General features: G+C 50.0%; 24 protein-coding genes, 5 tRNA genes and 1 other RNA gene. 25 read left to right on the forward strand and 5 right to left on the reverse strand.

Annotated features, from left to right (window positions below):
- The first annotated feature begins 933 nt into the window (after positions 1-933).
- From cydA to pnuC, 19 genes are all read left to right on the forward strand, one after another.
- Positions 934-2,502, forward strand: a complete 1,569-nt coding sequence (cydA, locus tag ABVN44_RS06185; protein WP_000884369.1) for a cytochrome ubiquinol oxidase subunit I — start codon at positions 934-936, stop codon at positions 2,500-2,502.
- A 15-nt stretch (positions 2,503-2,517) separates the two neighbouring features.
- Positions 2,518-3,657, forward strand: coding sequence for a cytochrome d ubiquinol oxidase subunit II (gene cydB / locus ABVN44_RS06190; protein ID WP_000568258.1), 1,140 nt, complete (start codon positions 2,518-2,520; stop codon positions 3,655-3,657).
- A gap of 14 nt (positions 3,658-3,671) precedes the next feature.
- The gene (cydX, locus tag ABVN44_RS06195) at positions 3,672-3,785 is read left to right on the forward strand and encodes a cytochrome bd-I oxidase subunit CydX (protein WP_000270278.1); all 114 of its coding nucleotides are present in this window, start codon (positions 3,672-3,674) and stop codon (positions 3,783-3,785) included.
- Entirely contained in the window at positions 3,785-4,078 is a 294-nt protein-coding gene (ybgE, locus tag ABVN44_RS06200) for a cyd operon protein YbgE (protein ID WP_000148790.1), read from the forward strand. The genes cydX and ybgE overlap by 1 nt, the downstream gene beginning before the upstream one ends.
- Before the next feature lie 228 nt (positions 4,079-4,306).
- Positions 4,307-4,711 (forward strand): tol-pal system-associated acyl-CoA thioesterase, encoded by a 405-nt coding sequence (gene ybgC / locus ABVN44_RS06205; RefSeq protein WP_001046240.1) that lies wholly within the window; start codon positions 4,307-4,309, stop codon positions 4,709-4,711.
- Positions 4,708-5,400 (forward strand): Tol-Pal system protein TolQ, encoded by a 693-nt coding sequence (gene tolQ / locus ABVN44_RS06210; protein ID WP_000131318.1) that lies wholly within the window; start codon positions 4,708-4,710, stop codon positions 5,398-5,400. The genes ybgC and tolQ overlap by 4 nt, the downstream gene beginning before the upstream one ends.
- Before the next feature lie 3 nt (positions 5,401-5,403).
- Positions 5,404-5,832, forward strand: coding sequence for a colicin uptake protein TolR (gene tolR, locus ABVN44_RS06215; protein WP_000124676.1), 429 nt, complete (start codon positions 5,404-5,406; stop codon positions 5,830-5,832).
- Between the two features lie 64 nt (positions 5,833-5,896).
- A complete protein-coding gene (gene tolA, locus ABVN44_RS06220) occupies positions 5,897-7,078 on the forward strand; it encodes a cell envelope integrity protein TolA (protein ID WP_048348939.1) in 1,182 nt (393 codons plus the stop codon).
- Positions 7,079-7,201: 123 nt separating this feature from the next.
- The gene (gene tolB / locus ABVN44_RS06225) at positions 7,202-8,494 is read left to right on the forward strand and encodes a Tol-Pal system beta propeller repeat protein TolB (protein ID WP_001562341.1); all 1,293 of its coding nucleotides are present in this window, start codon (positions 7,202-7,204) and stop codon (positions 8,492-8,494) included.
- A gap of 34 nt (positions 8,495-8,528) precedes the next feature.
- On the forward strand, positions 8,529-9,053 hold the full coding sequence (pal, locus tag ABVN44_RS06230; protein WP_001176621.1) for a peptidoglycan-associated lipoprotein Pal: 525 nt from the start codon (positions 8,529-8,531) through the stop codon (positions 9,051-9,053).
- A 9-nt stretch (positions 9,054-9,062) separates the two neighbouring features.
- Positions 9,063-9,851, forward strand: a complete 789-nt coding sequence (gene cpoB, locus ABVN44_RS06235) for a cell division protein CpoB (protein ID WP_000097553.1) — start codon at positions 9,063-9,065, stop codon at positions 9,849-9,851.
- A gap of 164 nt (positions 9,852-10,015) precedes the next feature.
- A tRNA-Lys gene (locus ABVN44_RS06240) sits at positions 10,016-10,091 on the forward strand.
- A 136-nt stretch (positions 10,092-10,227) separates the two neighbouring features.
- Positions 10,228-10,303 (forward strand) — tRNA-Val (locus tag ABVN44_RS06245).
- A gap of 3 nt (positions 10,304-10,306) precedes the next feature.
- Positions 10,307-10,382 (forward strand) — tRNA-Lys (locus ABVN44_RS06250).
- A 139-nt stretch (positions 10,383-10,521) separates the two neighbouring features.
- A tRNA-Lys gene (locus tag ABVN44_RS06255) sits at positions 10,522-10,597 on the forward strand.
- A gap of 134 nt (positions 10,598-10,731) precedes the next feature.
- A tRNA-Lys gene (locus tag ABVN44_RS06260) sits at positions 10,732-10,807 on the forward strand.
- Positions 10,808-10,935: 128 nt separating this feature from the next.
- A non-coding RNA gene (locus tag ABVN44_RS06265) (RtT sRNA) lies at positions 10,936-11,061 on the forward strand.
- A gap of 294 nt (positions 11,062-11,355) precedes the next feature.
- On the forward strand, positions 11,356-12,399 hold the full coding sequence (nadA, locus tag ABVN44_RS06270) for a quinolinate synthase NadA (protein WP_023232564.1): 1,044 nt from the start codon (positions 11,356-11,358) through the stop codon (positions 12,397-12,399).
- 25 nt (positions 12,400-12,424) lie between these two features.
- On the forward strand, positions 12,425-13,144 hold the full coding sequence (gene pnuC, locus ABVN44_RS06275) for a nicotinamide riboside transporter PnuC (RefSeq protein WP_001728872.1): 720 nt from the start codon (positions 12,425-12,427) through the stop codon (positions 13,142-13,144).
- Here pnuC and zitB read toward each other — a convergent pair.
- Both zitB and ABVN44_RS06285 read right to left on the reverse strand, forming a co-directional pair.
- Positions 13,141-14,079: a CDF family zinc transporter ZitB gene (zitB, locus tag ABVN44_RS06280; protein WP_000951250.1), complete on the reverse strand. Its 939-nt coding sequence runs from the start codon at positions 14,077-14,079 to the stop codon at positions 13,141-13,143. The two genes, pnuC and zitB, sit on opposite strands and share 4 nt — an antisense overlap.
- A 110-nt stretch (positions 14,080-14,189) precedes the next feature.
- Complete coding sequence (locus ABVN44_RS06285) at positions 14,190-14,576, reverse strand: YbgS-like family protein (protein ID WP_000784380.1); 387 nt, start codon at positions 14,574-14,576, stop codon at positions 14,190-14,192.
- A 319-nt stretch (positions 14,577-14,895) separates the two neighbouring features.
- On the opposite strand from ABVN44_RS06285, the gene aroG reads away from it, so the two are divergent.
- Positions 14,896-15,948 (forward strand): 3-deoxy-7-phosphoheptulonate synthase AroG, encoded by a 1,053-nt coding sequence (gene aroG, locus ABVN44_RS06290; protein ID WP_001109234.1) that lies wholly within the window; start codon positions 14,896-14,898, stop codon positions 15,946-15,948.
- Between the two features lie 93 nt (positions 15,949-16,041).
- On the opposite strand, the gene ABVN44_RS06295 is transcribed toward aroG, so the two are convergent.
- Positions 16,042-16,587: a FumA C-terminus/TtdB family hydratase beta subunit gene (locus tag ABVN44_RS06295; RefSeq protein ID WP_000970374.1), complete on the reverse strand. Its 546-nt coding sequence runs from the start codon at positions 16,585-16,587 to the stop codon at positions 16,042-16,044.
- Positions 16,588-16,601: 14 nt separating this feature from the next.
- Complete coding sequence (locus ABVN44_RS06300) at positions 16,602-17,447, reverse strand: fumarate hydratase (RefSeq protein ID WP_000086831.1); 846 nt, start codon at positions 17,445-17,447, stop codon at positions 16,602-16,604.
- A gap of 129 nt (positions 17,448-17,576) precedes the next feature.
- Between ABVN44_RS06300 and ABVN44_RS06305 the strand changes: the two genes are divergently transcribed.
- A complete protein-coding gene (locus ABVN44_RS06305) occupies positions 17,577-18,467 on the forward strand; it encodes a LysR family transcriptional regulator (RefSeq protein WP_000405924.1) in 891 nt (296 codons plus the stop codon).
- Here ABVN44_RS06305 and ABVN44_RS06310 read toward each other — a convergent pair whose 3' ends face one another.
- The gene (locus ABVN44_RS06310; protein ID WP_000282119.1) at positions 18,468-19,451 is read right to left on the reverse strand and encodes a LysR family transcriptional regulator; all 984 of its coding nucleotides are present in this window, start codon (positions 19,449-19,451) and stop codon (positions 18,468-18,470) included.
- A 222-nt stretch (positions 19,452-19,673) separates the two neighbouring features.
- Between ABVN44_RS06310 and ABVN44_RS06315 the strand changes: the two genes are divergently transcribed.
- The 4 genes from ABVN44_RS06315 to ABVN44_RS06330 form a co-directional block, all read left to right on the forward strand.
- A complete protein-coding gene (locus ABVN44_RS06315) occupies positions 19,674-20,942 on the forward strand; it encodes an SLC13 family permease (RefSeq protein ID WP_023232565.1) in 1,269 nt (422 codons plus the stop codon).
- Between the two features lie 49 nt (positions 20,943-20,991).
- Positions 20,992-21,240: an oxaloacetate decarboxylase subunit gamma gene (locus ABVN44_RS06320; RefSeq protein WP_023232566.1), complete on the forward strand. Its 249-nt coding sequence runs from the start codon at positions 20,992-20,994 to the stop codon at positions 21,238-21,240.
- A 15-nt stretch (positions 21,241-21,255) separates the two neighbouring features.
- Entirely contained in the window at positions 21,256-23,025 is a 1,770-nt protein-coding gene (oadA, locus tag ABVN44_RS06325) for a sodium-extruding oxaloacetate decarboxylase subunit alpha (protein ID WP_048348940.1), read from the forward strand.
- A 12-nt stretch (positions 23,026-23,037) separates the two neighbouring features.
- Positions 23,038-23,213: sodium ion-translocating decarboxylase subunit beta (locus ABVN44_RS06330; RefSeq protein ID WP_393954250.1), on the forward strand; the 176-nt coding region annotated here is incomplete at its 3' end.

Consider the following 23,213-nt stretch of genomic DNA (forward strand, 5'->3'; position numbering starts at 1 on the left):
GTATTTATGGCTGCGAATAAACAGAATTATTACTATGAGTGACGTAGAAATTGAGGGTAAATCTGTGAAGGTGATAACAGAATCTTCACTATAATAATTATGGAGAGGCAAATACGGTGTTATTAAAATAAAGAAAAATTAGCGAATAAAATGTTTGTTTCTGGCTATCTGGAAAGCTTATTAGCGATAATTAAGGCGATAACCTGGCAAGATGATCCTGGCCGTTAGTCGTCGGGAAAGGGACGTTGGGGCAGGGTAATCCCGGTGGGATGATGGCGCGTGTGCAATGAGCTAGTTTCTTTGCGGTGTTAATTATAAGTAAAATAAAAATAGACTAAATGTATAAAATAATAAGTGTTGATAACCTACAGAAAAAATCTGTGAGCTATTTAGCAATAATTGAACATCAATGTGGAATGTTTTTTACTGGATGCGGGGCAGTAAAAAACGCACAAAATGTTTAGCCTTACCGAATAAGCCTCTTTTTACAGGGAGTTTGAAATTACTCTTTGCAAAAACAAAAAGTTAACAAAAAATTCACCATGCATTCAATGAATAAACATTATTAACATTAACTTCAAAAATTGATTTTAATCAATATTTAAATGTTGGAAAAGAGCATCAAAACTGGTTAAATTGTCCGTGATCAAATTCCCTGAAAAGCGATAGATTAGCCATAAATTGATCGCTGTCGAAAAAAGCAAATCTGACCCACTAAAAACCTGTTTATTGTAAGGGTTTTACGGCGTAATATATTTGCGGGATCAATTTGGGTTTTTTATTAACATGTTTGTAACTTTTCATCATTACTGTTTTCTTCCCGAGGGGATAGTACGATGAGAGGCCGCAAATAAATTTGTATTGGGGCATGCGTGTGACCCTTTCTAACGGGGTTCACTCTCGGAGTCTTCATGCGATGAGCAAGGAGTCATGATGTTAGATATAGTCGAACTGTCGCGCTTACAGTTTGCCTTGACCGCGATGTACCACTTCCTGTTTGTGCCGCTAACGCTCGGTATGGCGTTCCTGCTGGCCATTATGGAAACGGTATACGTCCTTTCCGGCAAACAGATTTATAAAGATATGACCAAGTTCTGGGGCAAGTTGTTTGGTATCAACTTTGCTCTGGGTGTGGCTACCGGTTTGACCATGGAGTTCCAGTTCGGGACAAACTGGTCGTACTACTCCCACTATGTTGGGGACATCTTCGGTGCGCCGCTGGCCATCGAAGGTTTGATGGCCTTCTTCCTCGAATCCACCTTTGTAGGTCTGTTCTTCTTCGGCTGGGATCGTCTGAGTAAAGTTCAGCATATGTGCGTCACCTGGCTGGTGGCTCTGGGGTCCAACCTCTCCGCGTTGTGGATTCTGGTAGCGAACGGCTGGATGCAAAACCCAATCGCTGCGGATTTCAATTTCGAAACCATGCGTATGGAAATGGTGAGCTTCTCTGAACTGGTGCTGAACCCGGTAGCACAGGTGAAATTTGTTCACACTGTGGCGTCCGGCTATGTCACCGGCGCGATGTTCATCCTCGGTATTAGCGCTTACTACATGCTGAAAGGTCGTGACTTCGCCTTTGCTAAACGCTCCTTTGCTATTGCTGCCAGCTTCGGTATGGCTGCCGTACTGTCCGTTATCGTACTCGGTGACGAATCCGGTTACGAAATGGGCGACGTGCAGAAAACCAAGCTCGCTGCGATTGAAGCAGAATGGGAAACGCAACCTGCTCCGGCCTCCTTTACCCTGTTCGGTATTCCTGACCAGGACAAACAGGAAAACCATCTGGCGATTCAGATCCCTTATGCGCTCGGCATTATCGCTACGCGTTCCGTGGACACGCCGGTTATTGGTCTGAAAGATCTCATGGTTCAGCATGAAGAGCGTATCCGTAACGGGATGAAAGCCTATGAACTGCTGGAGCAGCTGCGCGCCGGTTCTACCGACCAGGCCGTTCGCGACCAGTTTAACAGCATGAAGAAAGATCTCGGTTACGGCCTGCTGCTGAAACGCTATACGCCTAATGTGACTGACGCGACCGAAGCGCAGATCCAGCAAGCGACGAAAGATTCCATTCCTCGCGTTGCGCCGCTGTACTTCGCTTTCCGTATCATGGTGGCGTGCGGCTTCCTGCTGCTGGCGATCATCGCACTTTCCTTCTGGAGCGTGATTCGTAACCGCATCGGTGAGAAAAAATGGCTGTTGCGCGCGGCGCTGTACGGTATTCCACTGCCGTGGATTGCGGTTGAAGCAGGTTGGTTCGTCGCCGAATATGGTCGTCAGCCGTGGGCGATCGGCGAAGTGTTGCCGACAGCCGTGGCGAACTCATCGCTGACCGTGGGCGATCTGCTGTTCTCCATGTTCCTGATTTGCGGCCTGTATACCCTGTTCCTGGTGGCAGAATTGTTCCTGATGTTCAAATTTGCACGCCTTGGCCCAAGCAGCCTGAAAACCGGTCGCTATCACTTTGAGCAGTCCACCGTGACTTCTCAGCCGGCACGCTAAGACAGGAGTCGTCAAATGATCGATTATGAAGTACTACGTTTTATCTGGTGGCTGCTGGTTGGCATTTTGCTAATTGGTTTCGCTGTCACCGATGGGTTCGACATGGGGGTGGGGATGCTCACCCGTTTCCTCGGTCGTAACGACACCGAACGTCGAATTATGATTAACTCTATCGCCCCGCACTGGGACGGTAACCAGGTGTGGTTGATCACCGCGGGCGGTGCGTTGTTTGCTGCCTGGCCGATGGTTTACGCTGCGGCGTTCTCCGGTTTCTATGTAGCGATGATCCTGGTGCTGGCGTCTTTGTTCTTCCGTCCGGTCGGTTTTGATTACCGTTCCAAGATTGAAGACCCGCGCTGGCGCAACATGTGGGACTGGGGCGTGTTCATCGGTAGCTTTGTGCCGCCGCTGGTGATTGGCGTGGCCTTTGGCAACCTGTTGCAGGGCGTACCGTTCCATGTAGATGAGTATCTGCGTCTGTACTACACCGGTAACTTCTTCCAGTTGCTGAACCCGTTTGGTCTGCTGGCGGGTATCGTAAGCGTAGGGATGATCATCACGCAGGGGGCGACTTACCTGCAAATGCGCACCGTTGGCGAACTGCACCTGCGCGCGCGCGCCACCTCGCAGATTGCGGCGCTGGTGACATTAGTGTGCTTTGCGCTGGCGGGCGTTTGGGTAATGTATGGTATTGATGGTTATGTCGTGACATCCGCGATTGATCATCATGCCGCCTCTAACCCGCTGACTAAAGAAGTGGCGCGTGAAGCTGGCGCCTGGCTGGTGAACTTTAATAATGCTCCGATCCTGTGGTTGGTTCCGGCTCTGGGCGTGGTTCTGCCGCTGCTGACTATCCTGACTTCCCGTATGGAGAAAGGCGCGTGGGCATTCCTGTTCTCTTCGCTGACCCTGGCCTGCATTATTCTGACGGCGGGTATCGCTATGTTCCCATTTGTGATGCCGTCCAGCACGATGATGAATGCCAGCCTGACCATGTGGGATGCGACATCCAGCCAGATGACGCTGAACCTGATGACCTGGGTTGCGGCGGTGTTCGTACCGATCATTCTGATCTACACCAGCTGGTGTTACTGGAAAATGTTCGGTCGTATCACTAAAGAACATATTGAAAGCAACACCCACTCTCTGTACTAAGTAAGGAGCTTAAAATGTGGTATTTCGCATGGATTCTGGGAACGCTTCTTGCCTGTGCATTCGGGATCATTACCGCCCTGGCGCTTGAGCACGTTGAAGCGGGTAAAACCGGTCAAGAAGAAAGCTAATGACCCATATTATCGCAAAACTGTATGCGGTAATGGACAAGCGCCCGTTAAGGGCGCTTTCCTTCGTGATGGCGATAGTGCTGGCAGGATGTATGTTCTGGGACCCGTCACGGTTTGCCGCCAGGACCAGCACGCTTGAAATCTGGCACGGATTATTGCTGATGTGGGCGGTTTGCGCAGGCATAATCCACGGCGTGGGTTTTCGCCCTGAATCCGTACACTGGCAAGGGATTTTTTGTCCGCTCCTTGCGGATATCGTCCTTATCGTCGGCCTGATTTTCTTCTTCTTGTGAATAAGAAACCTCCTTAAAAATATAGGGGCTTGCATAAGCCCATATATTTTTACTCTCCCTTAACTTCCCCCCATTCCCAAGCCTCATTCCCACGCGTATAGTAGCAACGTTTAAAAGCTCTACTTTTGTTGCATTACCGGGATGTAAAGTGAATACAAGGCGATATACAACGGCATTCTTGAGGCATTACGGCGGCAAGCGGATGACGCCAACAAAGAGGCTGCAGGGATGAATAAGTATATGTTTCGATGGCCAATTCGAGTTTATTACGAAGACACGGACGCCGGCGGTGTGGTTTATCACGCCAGCTATGTCGCTTTTTATGAAAGAGCGCGCACGGAGATGCTGCGTCACCATCACTTCAGCCAACAGGTGCTGCTGGCGGAGCGGGTCGCCTTTGTGGTGCGCAAGATGACGCTGGAATACTATGCGCCTGCGCGGCTCGACGATATGCTTGAAGTTCAAACAGAAATTACGTCAATGCGTGGCACCGCTTTGGTTTTCACGCAACGCATTGTCAACGCAGAGAACACGCTGCTAAATGAAGCAGAGGTTCTGATTGTTTGCGTTGATCCACTCAAAATGAAGCCTCGTGCGCTTCCTAAGTCTATTGTCGCGGAGTTTAAGCAGTGACTGACATGAATATCCTTGATTTGTTCCTGAAGGCAAGCCTTCTGGTTAAACTTATCATGTTGATTTTGATTGGTTTTTCAATAGCATCCTGGGCCATCATTATCCAGCGAACGCGTATCCTGAACGCCGCTGCGCGTGAGGCGGAAGCGTTTGAAGATAAATTCTGGTCCGGAATCGAACTATCGCGTCTGTACCAGGAAAGCCAGGGGAGACGCGATAGTCTGTCGGGCTCGGAACAAATCTTTTATAGCGGGTTCAAAGAGTTTGTCCGGCTCCATCGCGCCAACAGCCATGCGCCGGAGGCAGTGGTAGAGGGGGCGTCGCGTGCGATGCGCATCTCCATGAACCGAGAGCTGGAAACGCTGGAAACGCATATCCCGTTTCTTGGCACGGTAGGCTCTATCAGTCCTTATATCGGTCTGTTTGGCACCGTATGGGGGATTATGCATGCGTTTATCGCCCTGGGCGCGGTGAAACAGGCGACTCTGCAAATGGTTGCGCCGGGTATTGCCGAAGCATTGATTGCCACGGCGATTGGTCTGTTTGCCGCCATCCCTGCGGTTATGGCTTACAACCGACTGAATCAGCGCGTGAACAAGCTGGAACTGAATTACGACAACTTTATGGAAGAGTTCACCGCGATTCTGCACCGCCAGGCGTTTACCGTAAGCGAAAGCAACAAGGGGTAAGCCATGGCCAGAACGCGTGGACGAGGTCGTCGCGAACTTAAGTCCGAAATCAATATCGTACCGCTACTCGACGTACTGTTGGTGCTGCTGCTGATCTTTATGGCAACCGCGCCGATCATTACCCAGAGCGTGGAAGTCGACTTACCGGAGGCGAATCAGTCGCAGGCGGTCAGTAGTAACGACGATCCACCGGTCATTATTGAGGTTTCCGGAGTAGGGCAATACAGCGTAGTGGTTGATAAAGATCGAATGGATCAACTGCCGTCTGAACAGGTGATCGCAGAAGTAAAGCGTCATCTGCAGGCTAATCCGAAAACAGTCTTTTTAATCGGCGGCGCGAAAGAGGTGCCGTACGATGAAATAATTAAAGCGCTGAACTTGTTACACAGCGCGGGCGTAAAATCGGTTGGCTTAATGACGCAGCCAATCTGAAGTCTGCGTCCCGTTGGCTTGAAAGACGGCGAGTAACAGGCGAACAGTTTTTTGGGAACCGAGAGTGTCAAAGGCAACCGAACAAAACGACAAGCTCAAACGGGCGATAATTATTTCAGCTGTGCTGCATATCATCTTATTTGCAGTGCTGATCTGGAGTTCGTTTGATGAGCATATAGAGGCTTCTGCCGGCGGCGGCGGTGGTTCCGCTATCGACGCGGTGATGGTCGATCCTGGCGCCGTTGTGCAGCAGTACAACCGTCAGCAGGATCAACAGGCCAGCGCCAGACGCGCGGAAGAAGAGCGTAAAAAGCTGCAACAGCAGCAAGCAGAGGAGCTGCAGCAGAAGCAGGCTGCCGAACAGGAGCGGTTGAAACAACTTGAGAAAGAACGTTTAGCGGCTCAGGAGCAGCAAAAGCAGGCTGAAGAAGCGGCAAAACTGGCGCAACAGCAGCAGCAACAGGCCGAAGAAGCGGCGAAAGCGGCGGCGGACGCGAAGAAGAAAGCGGAGGCCGAGGCGGCGAAAGCGGCGGCGGACGCGAAGAAGAAAGCAGAGGCCGAGGCGGTAAAAGCGGCAGCGGACGCGAAGAAGAAAGCGGAAGCCGAAGCGGCGAAAGCAGCGGCGGACGCGAAGAAGAAAGCAGAGGCCGAAGCGGCGAAAGCAGCGGCGGAGGCGAAGAAGAAAGCGGAAGCCGAAGCGGCGAAAGCAGCGGCGGAGGCGAAGAAGAAAGCGGATGCCGAGGCGGCGAAAGCGGCGGCGGAGGCGAAGAAGAAAGCGGATGCCGCGGCGGCGAAAGCAGCGGCGGACGCTAAGAAGAAAGCGGCTGCCGAAAAAGCGGCCGCCGCAGAAGGCGTCGACGATCTGCTTGGCGATCTCAGCTCGGGTAAGAATGCGCCGAAAACCGGCGGCGGCGGCGCGAAAGGGAATGGCCAGCCATCGAAAGATAGCGGTACATCGGGCGCTAACGGTGGGGCGACAGGCGCTGATATCAGCGCCTACGCGAAACAGATTCAGGTCGCCATTCAGAGCCGTCTGTATGATGCGAGCCTGTATCAGGGCAAACAATGTGTCTTGCATATTAGCCTGGCGCCGGATGGCTCATTAAAAAGCATTACGTCTGAGGGCGGCGATCCGGCGCTTTGTCAGGCGGCGTTAATGGCGGCAAAAACCGCGAAAATTCCTAAACCGCCAAGCCAGGCTGTTTATGAGAAAATAAAGGATGCCAAACTAGACTTTAAACTGTAGATACTTTTCTTTATGGAAGTTGGAGCGGTTGAGTTGTTACTGGTCCTGGTGGTTTTGTGTATTTGAGTTTGTTAACATTCTGCTAAATTATCGTGGGTCGCAGGCCCAGGTATGGGAGATATGATGAAGCAGGCATTACGAGTAGCATTTGGTTTTCTGATGCTGTGGGCGGCGGTGCTGCACGCAGAAGTCCGTATCGAGATCACCCAGGGGGTGGACTCGGCGCGACCGATTGGCGTTGTGCCTTTTAAATGGGCCGGGCCGGGCGCTGCGCCTGAAGATATCGGCGGCATCGTGGCGGCAGATTTACGCAATAGCGGTAAATTTAATCCGTTAGACCGGTCCCGACTGCCGCAGCAGCCAGCCACCGCTCAGGAAGTTCAGCCTACCGCATGGTCTGCGCTGGGTATTGATGCCGTCGTCGTTGGGCAGGTCACGCCGAATCCGGACGGTTCCTACAATGTTGCTTATCAGCTGGTTGACACTGGCGGCGCGCCGGGGACTGTACTGGCGCAAAACTCTTATAAAGTGAACAAGCAGTGGCTGCGTTATGCAGGCCATACCGCCAGTGACGAAGTCTTTGAAAAACTGACGGGCATTAAGGGCGCGTTCCGTACTCGTATCGCCTATGTGGTACAGACTAACGGCGGTCAGTTCCCGTATGAACTGCGTGTGTCGGATTACGATGGTTACAATCAGTTTGTGGTGCACCGTTCTCCGCAGCCGTTGATGTCTCCGGCGTGGTCTCCGGACGGCTCAAAACTGGCTTACGTGACATTTGAAAGCGGTCGCTCCGCGCTGGTTATCCAGACGCTGGCAAACGGCGCAGTGCGTCAGGTTGCGTCCTTCCCGCGTCACAACGGCGCGCCGGCCTTCTCGCCGGATGGGACGAAACTGGCGTTCGCGTTATCGAAAACCGGAAGTCTGAACCTGTACGTTATGGATCTCGCCTCCGGCCAGATTCGTCAGATAACGGACGGGCGTAGCAACAATACGGAGCCGACCTGGTTCCCGGACAGCCAGACTCTGGCCTTTACTTCTGACCAGGCTGGACGTCCGCAAGTGTATAAAATGAACATTAACGGCGGTGCGGCGCAGCGTATTACCTGGGAAGGTTCGCAAAACCAGGATGCGGATGTCAGCAGCGACGGTAAATTTATGGTAATGGTAAGCTCAAATAACGGGCAGCAGCACATTGCCAAACAAGATCTGGTGACGGGTGGCGTACAGGTTCTGTCGTCAACGTTCCTGGATGAAACGCCAAGTCTGGCACCTAACGGCACGATGGTAATCTACAGCTCTTCTCAGGGGATGGGATCTGTGCTGAATTTGGTTTCTACAGATGGGCGTTTCAAAGCGCGTCTTCCGGCAACTGATGGTCAGGTGAAATCGCCTGCCTGGTCGCCGTATCTGTGATAATAATTAATTGATTACTAAAGGAATTAAAGAAATGCAACTGAACAAAGTGCTGAAGGGCCTGATGATTGCCCTGCCTGTTATGGCAATCGCGGCATGTTCTTCCAACAAGAACGCCAGCAATGACGGTAGCGAAGGCGGCATGCTGAACGGCGCCGGCACTGGTATGGACGCTAACGGCAACGGCAACATGTCATCTGAAGAGCAAGCGCGTCTGCAGATGCAGCAGCTGCAACAGAACAACATCGTTTACTTCGATCTCGACAAGTACGATATCCGTTCTGACTTCGCGGCAATGCTGGATGCGCACGCTAACTTCCTGCGTAGCAACCCGTCTTACAAAGTCACCGTAGAAGGTCACGCGGACGAACGTGGTACGCCTGAGTACAACATCTCCCTGGGCGAACGTCGTGCTAACGCCGTTAAAATGTACCTGCAGGGTAAAGGCGTTTCCGCTGACCAGATCTCCATCGTTTCTTACGGTAAAGAGAAACCTGCCGTACTGGGCCACGACGAAGCGGCTTACGCTAAGAACCGTCGCGCTGTACTGGTTTACTAAGAGAATTGCATGAGCAGTAACTTCAGACATCACCTGTTGAGTCTGTCGTTACTGGTTGGCATAGCGGCCCCCTGGGCCGCTTTTGCTCAGGCGCCAATCAGTAGTGTCGGCTCAGGCTCGGTCGAAGACCGTGTCACTCAACTTGAGCGTATCTCTAACGCTCACAGCCAGCTTTTAACCCAACTTCAGCAGCAGCTCTCCGATAATCAGTCCGATATCGATTCTTTGCGCGGCCAAATCCAGGAAAATCAGTATCAACTGAATCAGGTGATGGAGCGCCAGAAGCAAATTATGCTGCAGCTGGGGAGCTTAAATAATGGCGGCGCAGCGCAGCCAGCAGCTGGTGACCAGAGCGGGACGGCAACCACTGCGACCCCCGCCCCGGATGCCGGTACGGCAACCTCAGGGGCGCCGGTACAAAGTGGCGATGCGAATACCGATTACAATGCGGCAATTGCGCTGGTGCAGGATAAGTCTCGCCAGGATGATGCGATTGTGGCGTTTCAGAACTTCATCAAGAAATACCCTGATTCTACTTATCAGCCGAACGCCAATTATTGGCTGGGCCAGTTGAATTACAACAAGGGTAAAAAAGATGATGCCGCCTATTATTTCGCCTCGGTAGTAAAAAACTATCCTAAGTCGCCGAAGGCTGCGGACGCGATGTACAAAGTTGGCGTTATCATGCAGGACAAAGGTGATACGGCAAAAGCGAAAGCGGTTTATCAGCAGGTGATTAACAAATATCCTGGCACTGATGGCGCGAAACAGGCGCAAAAGCGTCTTAACGCGATGTAATGCGTACCATGCGACCAGAAAACGCCTTTTTTCTGGTCGCGTCGTGCGATTCCTAAGCAGTTGAGCCCTCTGCGTCGAAATTTTTGTTGCGCTCAAATCTGAAATCAGTAATATATGCCGCCGTTGCCACGGGATATTAAACAACTCGAAAGCAACGCAAAAGTGGGTCGTTAGCTCAGTTGGTAGAGCAGTTGACTTTTAATCAATTGGTCGCAGGTTCGAATCCTGCACGACCCACCAATCGTTCGGTGGAAACGAGAATAAAACGTGAAGGATAACGTTGCGTCAGCAACGGCCCGTAGGGCGAGGCAAAGCCGAGTCATCCTGCACAACCCACCACTAACTACGGTTAGTCAGTAATATCCAGCGTAGTATCGGGTGATTAGCTCAGCTGGGAGAGCACCTCCCTTACAAGGAGGGGGTCGGCGGTTCGATCCCGTCATCACCCACCACTCGGGTCGTTAGCTCAGTTGGTAGAGCAGTTGACTTTTAATCAATTGGTCGCAGGTTCGAATCCTGCACGACCCACCAATTTAACATCAAACTCAGATGTTGAACGTGAAGGATAACGTTGCGTCAGCAACCTGTAGGGCGAGGCGAAGCCGAGTCATCCTGCACGACCCACCATCTTTAGATGGTCCGAGTAAAATCTTTCAGGCAGCACCCGTATGGGTCGTTAGCTCAGTTGGTAGAGCAGTTGACTTTTAATCAATTGGTCGCAGGTTCGAATCCTGCACGACCCACCAATATACAAGGTGGTAACTGGTAGAGAACGTGAAGGATAACGTTGCTTTAGCAACGGCCCGAAGGGCGAGGCGAAGCCGAGTCATCCTGCACGACCCACCATCCTGAATGATTGAAGCAGTAACCCTTATCCAAGGGGTCGTTAGCTCAGTTGGTAGAGCAGTTGACTTTTAATCAATTGGTCGCAGGTTCGAATCCTGCACGACCCACCAATTTAACATCAAACTCAGATGTTGAACGTGAAGGATAACGTTGCGTCAGCAACGGCCCGTAGGGCGAGGCGAAGCCGAGTCATCCTGCACGACCCACCAATGTAAAAAAGCGCCCTAAAGGCGCTTTTTTGCTATCTGCGATATGGAAGATTCGAACCTGCCGCAGGTTCGGGTCGAACGCAGTGAGACAACGGAGCCGTTTACGGCGACGGCCCGAAGGGCGAGCGAAGCGAGTCATCCTGCACGACCCATCAATGTAAAAGAGGGCGCTGGCGGCGCCTTTTTGCTATCTGCAATATGGAAGATTCGAACCTGCCGCAGGTTTGGGTCTTGCCTGATGCGCTGCGCTTATCAGGCCTACAGACGGCACCGCTCACGTAGGCCAGATAAGACGTTACGCCGCCATCAGATACGGGGCTACGTAATTATTGTGACTTTCCTTATTGAATCAGCTATCTTGTTTAGCATATAAAACAAATTAACCGATTGTGGCGTTTATTACGCTTTCATTCGGTTATTTCGTTAAGTCAGCAAAACGAGAAGCCACGATGAGCGTAATGTTTGACCCACAAGCCGCAATCTACCCGTTCCCGCCGAAACCAACGCCGTTGAACGACGACGAAAAGCAATTTTATCGTGAGAAAATCAAGCGGTTGCTCAAAGAGCGCAATGCCGTCATGGTGGCGCACTACTACACCGATCCGGAAATTCAACAGTTAGCAGAAGAAACCGGCGGCTGTATTTCCGACTCACTGGAAATGGCCCGTTTCGGCGCGAAGCACGCCGCATCCACGCTGCTGGTAGCGGGCGTACGGTTTATGGGGGAAACCGCCAAAATCCTCAGCCCGGAAAAAAACATTCTTATGCCTACGCTGGCGGCGGAATGTTCGCTGGATTTAGGCTGCCCAATAGACGAATTTAGCGCTTTTTGTGATGCGCACCCTGACAGAACCGTAGTGGTCTATGCTAACACCTCGGCTGCTGTTAAAGCGCGTGCGGACTGGGTTGTGACCTCCAGTATCGCCGTAGAACTGATTGAGCATCTGGATAGTTTGGGGGAAAAAATTATCTGGGCGCCGGACAGACACCTGGGGAATTACGTGCAAAAACAGACCGGGGCCGATGTACTGTGTTGGCAAGGGGCGTGTATCGTGCATGACGAGTTTAAAACCCAGGCGCTGACCCGTTTAAAAAAAATCTATCCCGATGCCGCTCTTCTGGTTCACCCTGAATCGCCGCAGTCCATTGTCGAGATGGCCGATGCGGTGGGCTCCACCAGTCAGCTTATTAAGGCGGCAAAAACGCTGCCGCACAGACAGCTTATCGTGGCGACCGATCGCGGCATCTTCTACAAAATGCAGCAGGCGGTGCCTGAAAAAGAGCTGCTTGAAGCGCCCACGGCTGGCGAGGGGGCGACCTGCCGTAGCTGTGCGCACTGTCCGTGGATGGCGATGAATGGCCTGAAAGCCATTGCTGAAGGGCTGGAGCAGGGAGGCGCGGCGCATGAAATACAGGTTGATGCGGCGCTACGCGAGGGCGCGTTACTGCCCCTCAACCGGATGCTGGATTTTGCGACTACACTTCGGGCGTAAAGACGGAAATCTTTGGGGGGAGAGAATGGATTTTTTTAGTACGCACAACATACTGATTCATATTCCGATTGGCGCTGGCGGGTACGATCTCTCGTGGATCGAAGCGGTAGGAACCATCGCCGGCCTGCTCTGTATTTGGCTTGCCAGTCTGGAGAAGATCAGCAACTACTTTTTTGGACTGGTTAACGTCACCCTGTTTGCGATTATTTTCTTTCAGATCCAGCTTTATGCCAGCCTGTTGCTGCAACTCTTTTTCTTTGCCGCCAATATTTATGGCTGGTATGCGTGGTCGCGGCAAACAAAGGATAATGAAGCCGAGCTTAAAATCCGCTGGCTGCCGTTGCCAAAAGCAATGGCATGGCTGGCGATATGTGTGATAGCTATCGGTTTGATGACGCGATATATCGATCCCGTATTCGCCGTCCTGACGCGCGTGGCCGTTGCCATTATGCAGATGCTGGGGTTACAGGTGACAATGCCTGTACTGCAACCGGACGCTTTCCCGTTCTGGGACTCTTGCATGATGGTACTGTCTATCGCGGCGATGATTCTGATGACACGCAAATATGTCGAAAACTGGCTCCTGTGGGTGGTAATCAACGTGATCAGTGTGGTGATTTTTGCTTTGCAGGGCGTCTATGCGATGTCGCTGGAATATCTGATCCTGACATTTATCGCCGTGAACGGTAGCCGCCTGTGGATAAACAGCGCGCGGGAGCGAGGATCGCGCGCGCTTTCCCGTTAATGGTGATGAACATGCCCGGATGGCGTCTGATTCAGATGACAGTCCGGGCCGTGACACACTTGATACTCCATCTGAATCGTAGCGTGCGCAATATGGTATTCGTGCATCAGGAAATCCTGGATACGTTCCAGCAGCGCATCATGGTCGTGTGGCGGAATGACCTGAGCGTGCAATGTCATGACCGGTTTTTCGCCGACCATCCAGACATGCACATGGTGTACGTTGCGGACTTCGGGGATTTCCCGGCTTAAATGGCGCTGTAAGGCATTAATATCCAGCGAAACCGGCGCGCCTTCCAGCAATTCGTTGACGCTATCTTTTAACAAACGCCAGGCGCTGCGTAGCACCAGTACCGAAACCAGAATAGAGAGAATCGGGTCCGCTGGCGTCCAGCCCGTCCAGATAATGATCAGCGCGGCGACTATTGCGCCGACGGAACCCAGCAAATCGCCCATCACATGTAGCGCGGCAGCGCGCACGTTCAGGTTTTTTTCATCGCTTCCCCGATGGAGAATCCAGAACGCAAACAGGTTCGCCAGCAGACCCGCGACCGCAATCACCATCATCAGATTGCCCGCCACCGGACGTGGCGTGTAAAAGCGCTCTATCGCTTCCCAGACAATGAGAAGGGTAATGACCACCAACGCAATGGCATTCACAAAGGCCGCCAGTGTGGTGAGTCTTAGCCAGCCAAAAGTGTGGCGAACAGTCGGGGGACGACGGGAAAATTGAACCGCCAGCAGCGCAAAGAGAAGGGCCGCCGCGTCGGTGAGCATATGTCCCGCATCCGCCAACAACGCCAGAGAGCCGGAGAGTATCCCGCCCACCACCTCAAGGAGCATAAATCCGGCAGTGACGATAAAGGCGAAAAGCAGGCGACGAGCATTATTATCTTTCGGCAGGTGTGAATCGGCATGAGAGTGTGAGTGCGCCATAACGTCATTCCTTTGTTATTCTCATCAATACTGTAGACATCATACTGATTTTTCGCTGACAAAATAAAAAGGAGAGCGAAAGCTCTCCCGTTATCAGACTTTTTTCTGCATTACTGTGTGGTACCGTCGGTTTTGGTATTCACGTCATTATTGACGCCATTACCGGTTTCCACTTTTTTATTAATATCCGGGCAGCGACCGTCTTTACACATGGTATTTTTATGCTCTTCATCCTTGGTCATTCCGTCATGATTCATGGTTGAACCGTCTGGATGCTGCATCGTGCTGTTAGTGTTGCCGTTGGTATTGATGTCGTTGTTATTCACATCATTCGGCGCAACATTCTGGCGGGCGTCCGGGGCAACCTGACCGGCATTTGCCGCTGAGTTCGCCTGGCCATTACTGGATTGCGCGTTAGATTCAGCAGCTAACGCTGCGCCGCTGGCAAGGCCGAGGGTAGCGGTGAGTAAAAGCGTAGTCAGTTTTGTCATTTTCATAAGATGCTCCTGTTATGGTGGATATGTCGGATAACCTCTTCCAACAGTGCACGTGTCAGTCAAATCCTCAAATAAGGGATAAAAAGCGTTCGCCGCCGCGGGTTAACGCAGCAGAGAATCTTGCAATAATTCATAAACAGAGTGGTTACAGTTAAAAAGTGTAGGTTAGATCCCATTTTTCGCTACATTTGTGCGTTTTTTTCCTGAATTCCAGGATTATTCCGTTCAAAGTGTAAAAGCCCGTTTACACTATTTAATTGAAGAGATAGATTGGAGGGATTGCATTCATTGGGATAAGTACGGCAACACTGGAATAAACATGAATTATCAGAACGACGATTTACGCATTAAAGAAATCAACGAGTTATTACCTCCGGTCGCGCTGCTGGAAAAGTTTCCCGCCACGGAAAATGCAGCAAATACCGTTGCTCACGCGCGCAAAGCCATCCATAAAATTCTCAAAGGCAATGACGATCGTCTGCTGGTGGTGATCGGTCCTTGTTCAATTCATGATCCGGCAGCGGCGAAAGAGTATGCCGCCCGTTTGCTGGCGCTACGCGATGAGCTTCAAGGCGAGCTTGAAATTGTCATGCGCGTCTATTTTGAGAAACCGCGTACCACCGTCGGCTGGAAAGGGCTGATTAACGATCCGCACATGGATAACAGCTTCCAGATTAACGACGGTCTGCGTATTGCGCGCAAACTGCTGCTGGATATTAACGACAGCGGCCTGCCTGCCGCCGGCGAATTCCTCGATATGATCACGCCGCAATATCTGGCCGATCTGATGAGCTGGGGCGCCATTGGCGCGCGGACTACTGAATCCCAGGTTCATCGCGAACTGGCGTCTGGCCTCTCTTGTCCGGTCGGTTTTAAAAATGGTACTGATGGCACGATTAAAGTCGCCATTGACGCCATCAACGCCGCCGGCGCGCCGCATTGCTTCCTCTCCGTCACTAAATGGGGTCATTCGGCGATTGTGAATACCAGCGGCAACGGCGACTGCCATATCATTCTGCGCGGCGGTAAAGCGCCAAACTATAGCGCGCAGCATGTTGCTGAGGTGAAAGAAGGCCTCACCAAAGCGGGACTGACGCCGCAGGTCATGATCGATTTCAGCCATGCCAACTCCTGTAAGCAATTTCAAAAGCAGATGGAGGTTTGCGCCGATGTCTGTCAGCAGATAGCGGGCGGTGAAAAAGCGATTATTGGCGTGATGGTAGAGAGTCATCTGGTAGAAGGAAACCAGAGTCTGGAAAGCGGTCAGCCGCTGACCTACGGTAAAAGCATTACTGACGCCTGTATTGGCTGGGAAGATACCGATGCGCTGCTTCGTCAGTTGTCGGCAGCGGTAAAAGCCCGTCGCGGCTAAGTTTATTTTCTATCCTGTGGTGAAGCGCAGGATAGAAAACATATCGGTCCGGTAACAGTCTACCGGACCGATATTACCAATATTAATGTATTATTATTTGGCGTACTTAGGTACTTCCTGCTTCTGGAGAGTATTTCCTTCCGAATCAATTCCTACAATGACTCTATAGCGGTCAAAATATAACTTCTTAATGGATTCTGTTCCTAATTCTTCGTAGGCAACAATTTCTACTGATTTAACATGTTTTGTATTAATTGCAGACGCTCCTCCAATCCCGAGTAGCGAAACCCCACCGTATTTTTTACAAAGCTCAGCGACATAATCAGCACGATCGCCTTTGCCAAGAAACGCAGTTGCCCCTTGTTGAAACATCATTTCTACAAATGGGTCCATACGCGCGGCCGTTGTAGGACCGTTGGAGCCAATAGGTAAACCAGGTCTGGCAGGGCAGGGGCCAGCATAGTAAATCGTTTGGTTTTGAAAATCGACTGGTGATTTTTCTCCGTTACTAAGCGCTACTTCGATTTTTTTATGCGCGGCGTCACGGCAGGTGTAAGCAAATCCAGTGAGAAATAATATATCGCCGACCTTAAGAGTTTTCGCTTTCTCTTTAGTCAATGGTAATGTTAATTCCATCATAGCTTCTCCAGGTATTAAATGATTTCACTAGCGTGGCGGCTTGCATTACATTGGAAATTGATTGCGACTGGCAGTGCAGTGATATGGCAAGGATAGTAATCGACATGCACGCCTAACGCCGTAATACGCCCGCCCATACCTAAAGGGCCGATCCCTGTATTATTCACGGCCTCTAATAATTCAGCTTCGAGCTGGGCATAAAGTGGTTTAGCATTGAACTCACCAAGAGGGCGTAATAATGCTTTCTTCGCCATCCACGAACAGTGATCCATTGTACCGCCAACGCCGATACCAATAATATAAGGAGGGCATGGATTGCCTCCTACACGACGGACAGTTTCCAGAACAAAATCTTTTATACCATCAATACCATCGCCGGGAAGCAATGTTTTAAAAGTTCCCATATTTTCGCTACCGCCGCCCTTTGGCATAACGGTAATTGTCACTCGGTCACCATCAACAATTTCAGTATGTAAAATTGCAGGAGTATTATCATTAGTATTAATACGTTCTAATGGATCTGCAACCATGGATTTTCTTAAGTATCCATTTTCATAGCCCTGGCGAACACCCTGGTTCACCTGATCTTTAAGCGGCTTACCTTCCCAGCATACATGTTGTCCAATTTCCATTATAACGATACAAGTGCCGGTATCATGGCAGCATGCAAGTTGTTCTTTTTTTGCATACTCTCCATTATCAATTAATATCTTAATGGTTTCCTTGCCGATCTTTGACTCTTCTTTATCATATGCTTTACGAAAAGAACACATGAGATTATCATCCAGTTCATAACAAGCTTTTTTTACAAGTTTTTCGATAACCGGAATGATAATTTCTGTATTTAATATACGACTCATACTCCCTCCAGTGCTATGTTGCATTGTTTTATCCATTGATCACATTTTCATGATATTCGTATTCATTGTAGGAAGGAAATATGTTATTTTTATCAAATGATAAATTTTATTTATAGTAGTGGAAAATAGATGGAAATTAGACAATTAGAATATTTTGTAAGCGCTTCTTTGTTAGGTAACTTAACCAGAGTTGCTGAGCGGCATTTTGTTTCTCAACCTAATATCACCATTGCTATTAAGAAGTTAGAGACTGAATTAGGGGTGACATTATTTGACAGAAAGAAAAATAAACTTGTCCTTACTGAGGAGGGCATGTTTTTCTTACAAAAAATTGAACCTATCCTTATTGCGTTAAAAAATAGCGTAGCGGAAATGAAAGATTATCGTAATGAAAATGGTGGCATAGTAACTTTGGGGATCCCACCGATGATAAGTTTGTTTCTTTTTTCACCGCTCTTCAAGCATTTCCGGGAGATTTATCCAGAGATGGAACTCTCTCTTGTTGAAGAGGGGACTTTTGGTTTACATGATAAACTTTCTGCTGGAGAGCTGGATCTTGCTATTGTTATTATTAATGACTGTCCAAAAGAATTAGTTACGGTACCATTAATGACTCAGCAGCACGTGGTATGTATGTCAGATAAACATCCTCTGGCAAAAAAGGATAGTATCGATTGGGAAGATCTACAATATGAGCCATTGATACTAATGAAAAAAGATTCCTGGCATAGAAAAACGATTATTGAAGAATGTACAAAGCGAGGAATTCATACACATATTTTTCTATCATCAAACAGGATTCAAACCAACATAGATCTGGTTGCTAAAAATGAAGGAATTTCTTTCATTTTGGACGCTGTCGATCTTAAAGCCGAAAAAGTAATAACCAAGGCCATGACTGAGCCGACTTATGTTACGATTGGTTTGGCCTGGAAGAAAGATAAATATTTATCATATGCAACCAGAGCGTTAATTAAATTCATTGAGGATTATATTAAAGAACATTTTACAATTAAATAATTATATTTGTTCTTCAACAAAAATTTCCCATAGCTCTTCGGCATCTGGAGGCATTCTCTTGGCTGGTCTATAAAGTCTTATTTCTATGGGTACCCATAAATTGCTTTCTTTTTCCGCTGCAGTAACAATAGTTTTAGCCTCTATATCTTGCCTGGCAAGGCTTTGAGGTATCCAGGCAACACCATCGCCAGATCTGACCATTGCCAATAGTGTTGCTGCCAGATCGGCCACAAAGGCAACATTTATATTATGGGTAATTCTGTTAATAGAAGCTGTATTTGCTATTATTCTTCCCAGACCTGATTGTGATGAAAAAGAAAGGTAAGGGAATTGAATCTTATTATTTATATTCCACAACGGTTTTAACGTTTCTGAGTCTGGTTTACTGAATGGAATTAATGTATCAAACCCAAGACGAATGCTCATAAAGTTATTTTTATTTAAATTTAGATGCATATGTGGGTGATGGTGACACAGCAAAAATTGTGAATCTCCCTGCCGCATCATTTTTTCGCACGCATTCAATGAGTCAGATAAAAGACGAAATGAACCAAATTTTGCAATTTTATCACTCTGTTTTAACAAATGCGGTACAAAAGAGAAAGACAAAGCATGCGTTGCTGAAAAAACAAGACTAGGTTGTTTATTACCTGCGGCCTCAAGGGTATCACTTTTCAATGTGTACAAGGAGTGGATCAGTTCGGGAAGCTGGTCTGTAAATACTTCTCCGGCCTTGGTAAGGGTGACTCCCCGTTTACTTCTTTCAAAAAGGGGCGTACCCACCCATTCTTCGAGAGATTGTATCCGACGACTAAATGCGGGTTGAGTCACATATCTTGAGGCAGACGCTTTTGAGAAATTCAACGTTTCTTTTAGAGCCAGACAGTCTTCGAGCCATGTTAGTTCGAGGTGATGCCGATATTGCATAAGCTGCAACCTTATTAGCATTGGATGAGTTTCATTTATATAAGTAGCATTATACACAGACAGATTTTAAGAGGAAATTATTTGATTAAACAGAAACAAAAGCAGTAAGAATATGTTATGCCTTTGTCGGGTAAGTGTTGTTATTTATGTGAGTGTATTCTTTCTCAATAGAAATTAATTAGATGTAATTTTAGTATAACATGTGATTTATGCTTGTTGCAGTTGTATTCATGACTGTAATGAGTTGTTTTTGTACCCTAATAATATAAGGACGTATACATGTCACCAGCGATTATTACTTTGTTGGTTTTAGTGGTTGCAATAATTATCTTTGTTAGCGATCGTCTTCCTATGGGATTAGTTGCATTTATGGTCCCAATGGCACTTTATTTTACCGGTGTTATCGATGCTAAGGATATTTTTGCTTCAATCGTAAATGCGAATGTTATTCTTATCGTCGCCATGTGTGTACTCGGTGCGGCATTTTTTAAAACAGGTTTGGCATGGCAATCAAGTAAAATTTTACTAAAATATGCTAAAACAGAAAGAAGCCTTAGTGTATTGATTTTTCTTATTGGTGGAGTTATGTCTGCCTTTGTTTCTAATAGCGGAACAGTTGCTGTGCTAATTCCTATTGTTTTAGGTATTGCCGCCAGTAGTCAGATTAAGCCTATTAAACTTCTTATGCCTCTGGTTTTTGGGGCAACAATCGGTGCTGATATTTCTATTATCGGTTCGCCAGGAAATCTGATTGCTAAAAATACTATTGAAACTTTTAGTAAGGGAAGTCTGTCGGTGCCATTTTTCGAATACGCTAAAATTGGTATTCCTTTGCTGATTGCATGCTCTATATTTCTCTATTTCTTCGGTTCAAAACTCATCGCAGATCGTGAGGGAAATACACAATCTGATTCTCAAATGGATTATAGCCAAATTCCGGCCTGGCATAGAAATTTAACTTTAGCCGTTTTTATCCTGGCTATCGCTGGAATGGTGGCAACTGATTATATTAAGTTTCTGCCTCCAATGCATATTATTGCGTGTTGTGCGGCTATTGTTCTTGTATTTGCTGGCGTTTTGACACAAAAGGAAACTTTTAATTCTTTTGAAACGCTAACTGTTTTCATGCTTGCGTTTATGATGCCTTTAGGAGCCGCGCTTAATTCTACTGGTGCTGGAGAAATGATTGCTAATGCCGTTATTTCAGTAACCGGAGATTCTGGCGTTATGATTATTATGGCGTCATTGTGGATACTTACATGGGCTTTGACTCAAGTTATGAGTAACACTGCAGCATGTACGTTGTTATGCCCGGTAGGATGGACTATCGCACAGTCTATTGGCGCAGACCCTCGTGCAGTTGTTATTGCTGTTTTTATTGCGAGTAGTGTTGCTGTTTGTACCCCAATGGCTATTCCAGCAAACTCAATGATTATTGGCCCGGGGAATGTTAAATTTAAAGATTTTTTAAAACCCGGATTGGCGATTAGTTTGGTTTGTTTTATCGTTAGTATGATTTTACTACCGATATTTTATCCCTTCTATTAATGCCTGATATTACTTTTCTATTTTAGATTATTAAATTTGAGACTTTATTATGAATAGTTCGGTGCTATTAGGTGAAGGCTTCACTCTGATGTTCCTCGGCATGGGGTTCGTACTGGCGTTTCTGTTCCTGCTGATTTTCGCCATTCGCGGCATGTCCGCCGCCGTCAACCGTTTCTTCCCTGAACCGGCTCCGGCGCCAAAACTGGCACCTGCCGCCGCCGTGCCCGCGGACGACTTTGCCCGCCTCAAGCCGGTGATTGCCGCCGCTATCCACCACCATCGCCGCCTTAACCCTTAATTCCCGGAGGAATCCATGACCATTGCCATTACCGATGTCGTCCTGCGTGACGCCCACCAGTCTCTGTTCGCCACCCGCCTGCGCCTTGATGACATGCTGCCGATTGCCGCCGCGCTCGATGACGTGGGCTACGGCTCGCTGGAGTGCTGGGGCGGCGCCACCTTTGACGCCTGTATCCGCTTTCTCGGCGAAGACCCGTGGCTGCGCCTGCGCGAACTCAAAAAAGCCATGCCCAAAACCCCGCTGCAGATGTTGCTGCGCGGCCAGAACCTGCTCGGCTACCGCCACTACGCCGATGACGTGGTGGAACGCTTCGTCGAACGCGCGGTGAAAAACGGCATGGACGTGTTCCGCGTCTTCGATGCCATGAACGACCCGCGCAATATGAAAGCCGCACTGCAGGCGGTGCGCAGCCACGGCGCGCACGCCCAGGGCACGCTCTCGTACACCACCAGCCCGGCGCACACCCTGCAGACCTGGCTGGATTTAACGGAGCAACTGCTGGAAACCGGCGTCGATTCCATCGCCATCAAGGATATGTCCGGTATCCTGACGCCAGTGGCGGCGTATGACCTGGTCAGCGAAATCAAAAAACGCTATGACGTGCGCCTGCACCTGCACTGCCACGCCACCACCGGGATGGCGGAGATGGCCCTGCTGAAGGCTATCGAGGCGGGTGTTGACGGCGTGGACACGGCGATTTCCTCCATGAGCGCCACCTACGGCCACCCGGCCACCGAAGCGCTGGTGGCGACGTTGGCAGGTACTGAGCACGACACCGGGCTGGATATCCTGAAGCTGGAAAACATCGCCGCGTACTTCCGCGAGGTGCGCAAAAAGTATCACGCCTTTGAAGGCCAGCTGAAGGGCTACGACAGCCGTATTCTGGTGGCCCAGGTACCGGGCGGAATGCTCACCAACCTCGAAAGCCAGCTGAAGCAGCAGAACGCGGCGGACAAACTCGACCAGGTGCTGGCGGAAATCCCCCGCGTGCGCGAGGACCTCGGCTTCATCCCGCTGGTCACCCCGACCTCGCAGATTGTCGGCACCCAGGCGGTGCTCAACGTCCTGACCGGCGAGCGCTACAAAACCATCGCGAAGGAAACCGCCGGGATACTGAAGGGCGAGTACGGCCACACGCCGGTGCCGGTGAACGCGGCACTGCAGGCCCGCGTGCTGGAAGGGGCTGCCCCGGTGACCTGCCGCCCGGCGGACCTGCTGAAGCCGGAACTGGCTGAACTGGAAGCGGACGTCAGGCGCCAGGCGCAGGAGAAGGGCATTCAGCTTGCGGGAAACGCCATCGACGACGTGCTCACCGTGGCGCTGTTCCCGCAAATCGGCCTCAAATTCCTTGAGAACCGCCACAACCCGGCGGCGTTTGAGCCACTGCCGCAGGCGGAAGCCGCGCAGCCGGTGGCAAAAGCAGAGAAGCCTGCCGCCTCCGGCGTCTACACCGTGGAAGTGGAAGGCAAAGCCTTTGTGGTCAAAGTCAGCGACGGCGGCGATATCAGCCAGCTCACTGCTGCCACCCCGTCTTCCGCACCGGTTCAGGCTGCCGCCCCGGCAGGCGCAGGCACACCGGTCACCGCGCCGCTGGCGGGTAACATCTGGAAGGTGATTGCCACCGAAGGCCAGAGCGTGGCCGAAGGCGACGTGCTGCTGATTCTGGAAGCCATGAAGATGGAAACCGAAATCCGCGCCGCGCAGGCCGGGACGGTACGCGGTATCGCGGTGAAGTCCGGGGACGCGGTTTCCGTCGGCGACACCCTGATGACGCTGGCGTAACGGAGAACTGAAATGGAAAGTCTGAACGCCCTGCTTCAGGGCATGGGACTGATGCACCTTGGCGCAGGCCAGGCCATCATGCTGCTGGTCAGCCTGCTGCTGTGGCTGGCGATTGCGAAGAAGTTCGAGCCGTTGTTGTTGCTGCCGATTGGCTTCGGCGGCCTGCTCTCCAATATCCCGGAAGCGGG

It is taken from the genome of Salmonella sp. SJTUF15570 (assembly GCF_043357055.1).
In the GTDB taxonomy this organism is placed as follows: domain Bacteria; phylum Pseudomonadota; class Gammaproteobacteria; order Enterobacterales; family Enterobacteriaceae; genus Salmonella; species Salmonella enterica.

Coding starts and splice junctions, on each gene's coding strand:
- cydA (WP_000884369.1), top strand. CDS start 934: ATGTTAGATATAGTCGAACTGTCGCGCTTACAGTTTGCCTTGACCGCG.
- cydB (WP_000568258.1), top strand. CDS start 2,518: ATGATCGATTATGAAGTACTACGTTTTATCTGGTGGCTGCTGGTTGGC.
- cydX (WP_000270278.1), top strand. CDS start 3,672: ATGTGGTATTTCGCATGGATTCTGGGAACGCTTCTTGCCTGTGCATTC.
- ybgE (WP_000148790.1), top strand. CDS start 3,785: ATGACCCATATTATCGCAAAACTGTATGCGGTAATGGACAAGCGCCCG.
- ybgC (WP_001046240.1), top strand. CDS start 4,307: ATGAATAAGTATATGTTTCGATGGCCAATTCGAGTTTATTACGAAGAC.
- tolR (WP_000124676.1), top strand. CDS start 5,404: ATGGCCAGAACGCGTGGACGAGGTCGTCGCGAACTTAAGTCCGAAATC.
- tolB (WP_001562341.1), top strand. CDS start 7,202: ATGAAGCAGGCATTACGAGTAGCATTTGGTTTTCTGATGCTGTGGGCG.
- pal (WP_001176621.1), top strand. CDS start 8,529: ATGCAACTGAACAAAGTGCTGAAGGGCCTGATGATTGCCCTGCCTGTT.
- cpoB (WP_000097553.1), top strand. CDS start 9,063: ATGAGCAGTAACTTCAGACATCACCTGTTGAGTCTGTCGTTACTGGTT.
- nadA (WP_023232564.1), top strand. CDS start 11,356: ATGAGCGTAATGTTTGACCCACAAGCCGCAATCTACCCGTTCCCGCCG.
- pnuC (WP_001728872.1), top strand. CDS start 12,425: ATGGATTTTTTTAGTACGCACAACATACTGATTCATATTCCGATTGGC.
- zitB (WP_000951250.1), bottom strand. CDS start 14,079: ATGGCGCACTCACACTCTCATGCCGATTCACACCTGCCGAAAGATAAT.
- ABVN44_RS06285 (WP_000784380.1), bottom strand. CDS start 14,576: ATGAAAATGACAAAACTGACTACGCTTTTACTCACCGCTACCCTCGGC.
- aroG (WP_001109234.1), top strand. CDS start 14,896: ATGAATTATCAGAACGACGATTTACGCATTAAAGAAATCAACGAGTTA.
- ABVN44_RS06295 (WP_000970374.1), bottom strand. CDS start 16,587: ATGATGGAATTAACATTACCATTGACTAAAGAGAAAGCGAAAACTCTT.
- ABVN44_RS06300 (WP_000086831.1), bottom strand. CDS start 17,447: ATGAGTCGTATATTAAATACAGAAATTATCATTCCGGTTATCGAAAAA.
- ABVN44_RS06305 (WP_000405924.1), top strand. CDS start 17,577: ATGGAAATTAGACAATTAGAATATTTTGTAAGCGCTTCTTTGTTAGGT.
- ABVN44_RS06315 (WP_023232565.1), top strand. CDS start 19,674: ATGTCACCAGCGATTATTACTTTGTTGGTTTTAGTGGTTGCAATAATT.
- ABVN44_RS06320 (WP_023232566.1), top strand. CDS start 20,992: ATGAATAGTTCGGTGCTATTAGGTGAAGGCTTCACTCTGATGTTCCTC.
- oadA (WP_048348940.1), top strand. CDS start 21,256: ATGACCATTGCCATTACCGATGTCGTCCTGCGTGACGCCCACCAGTCT.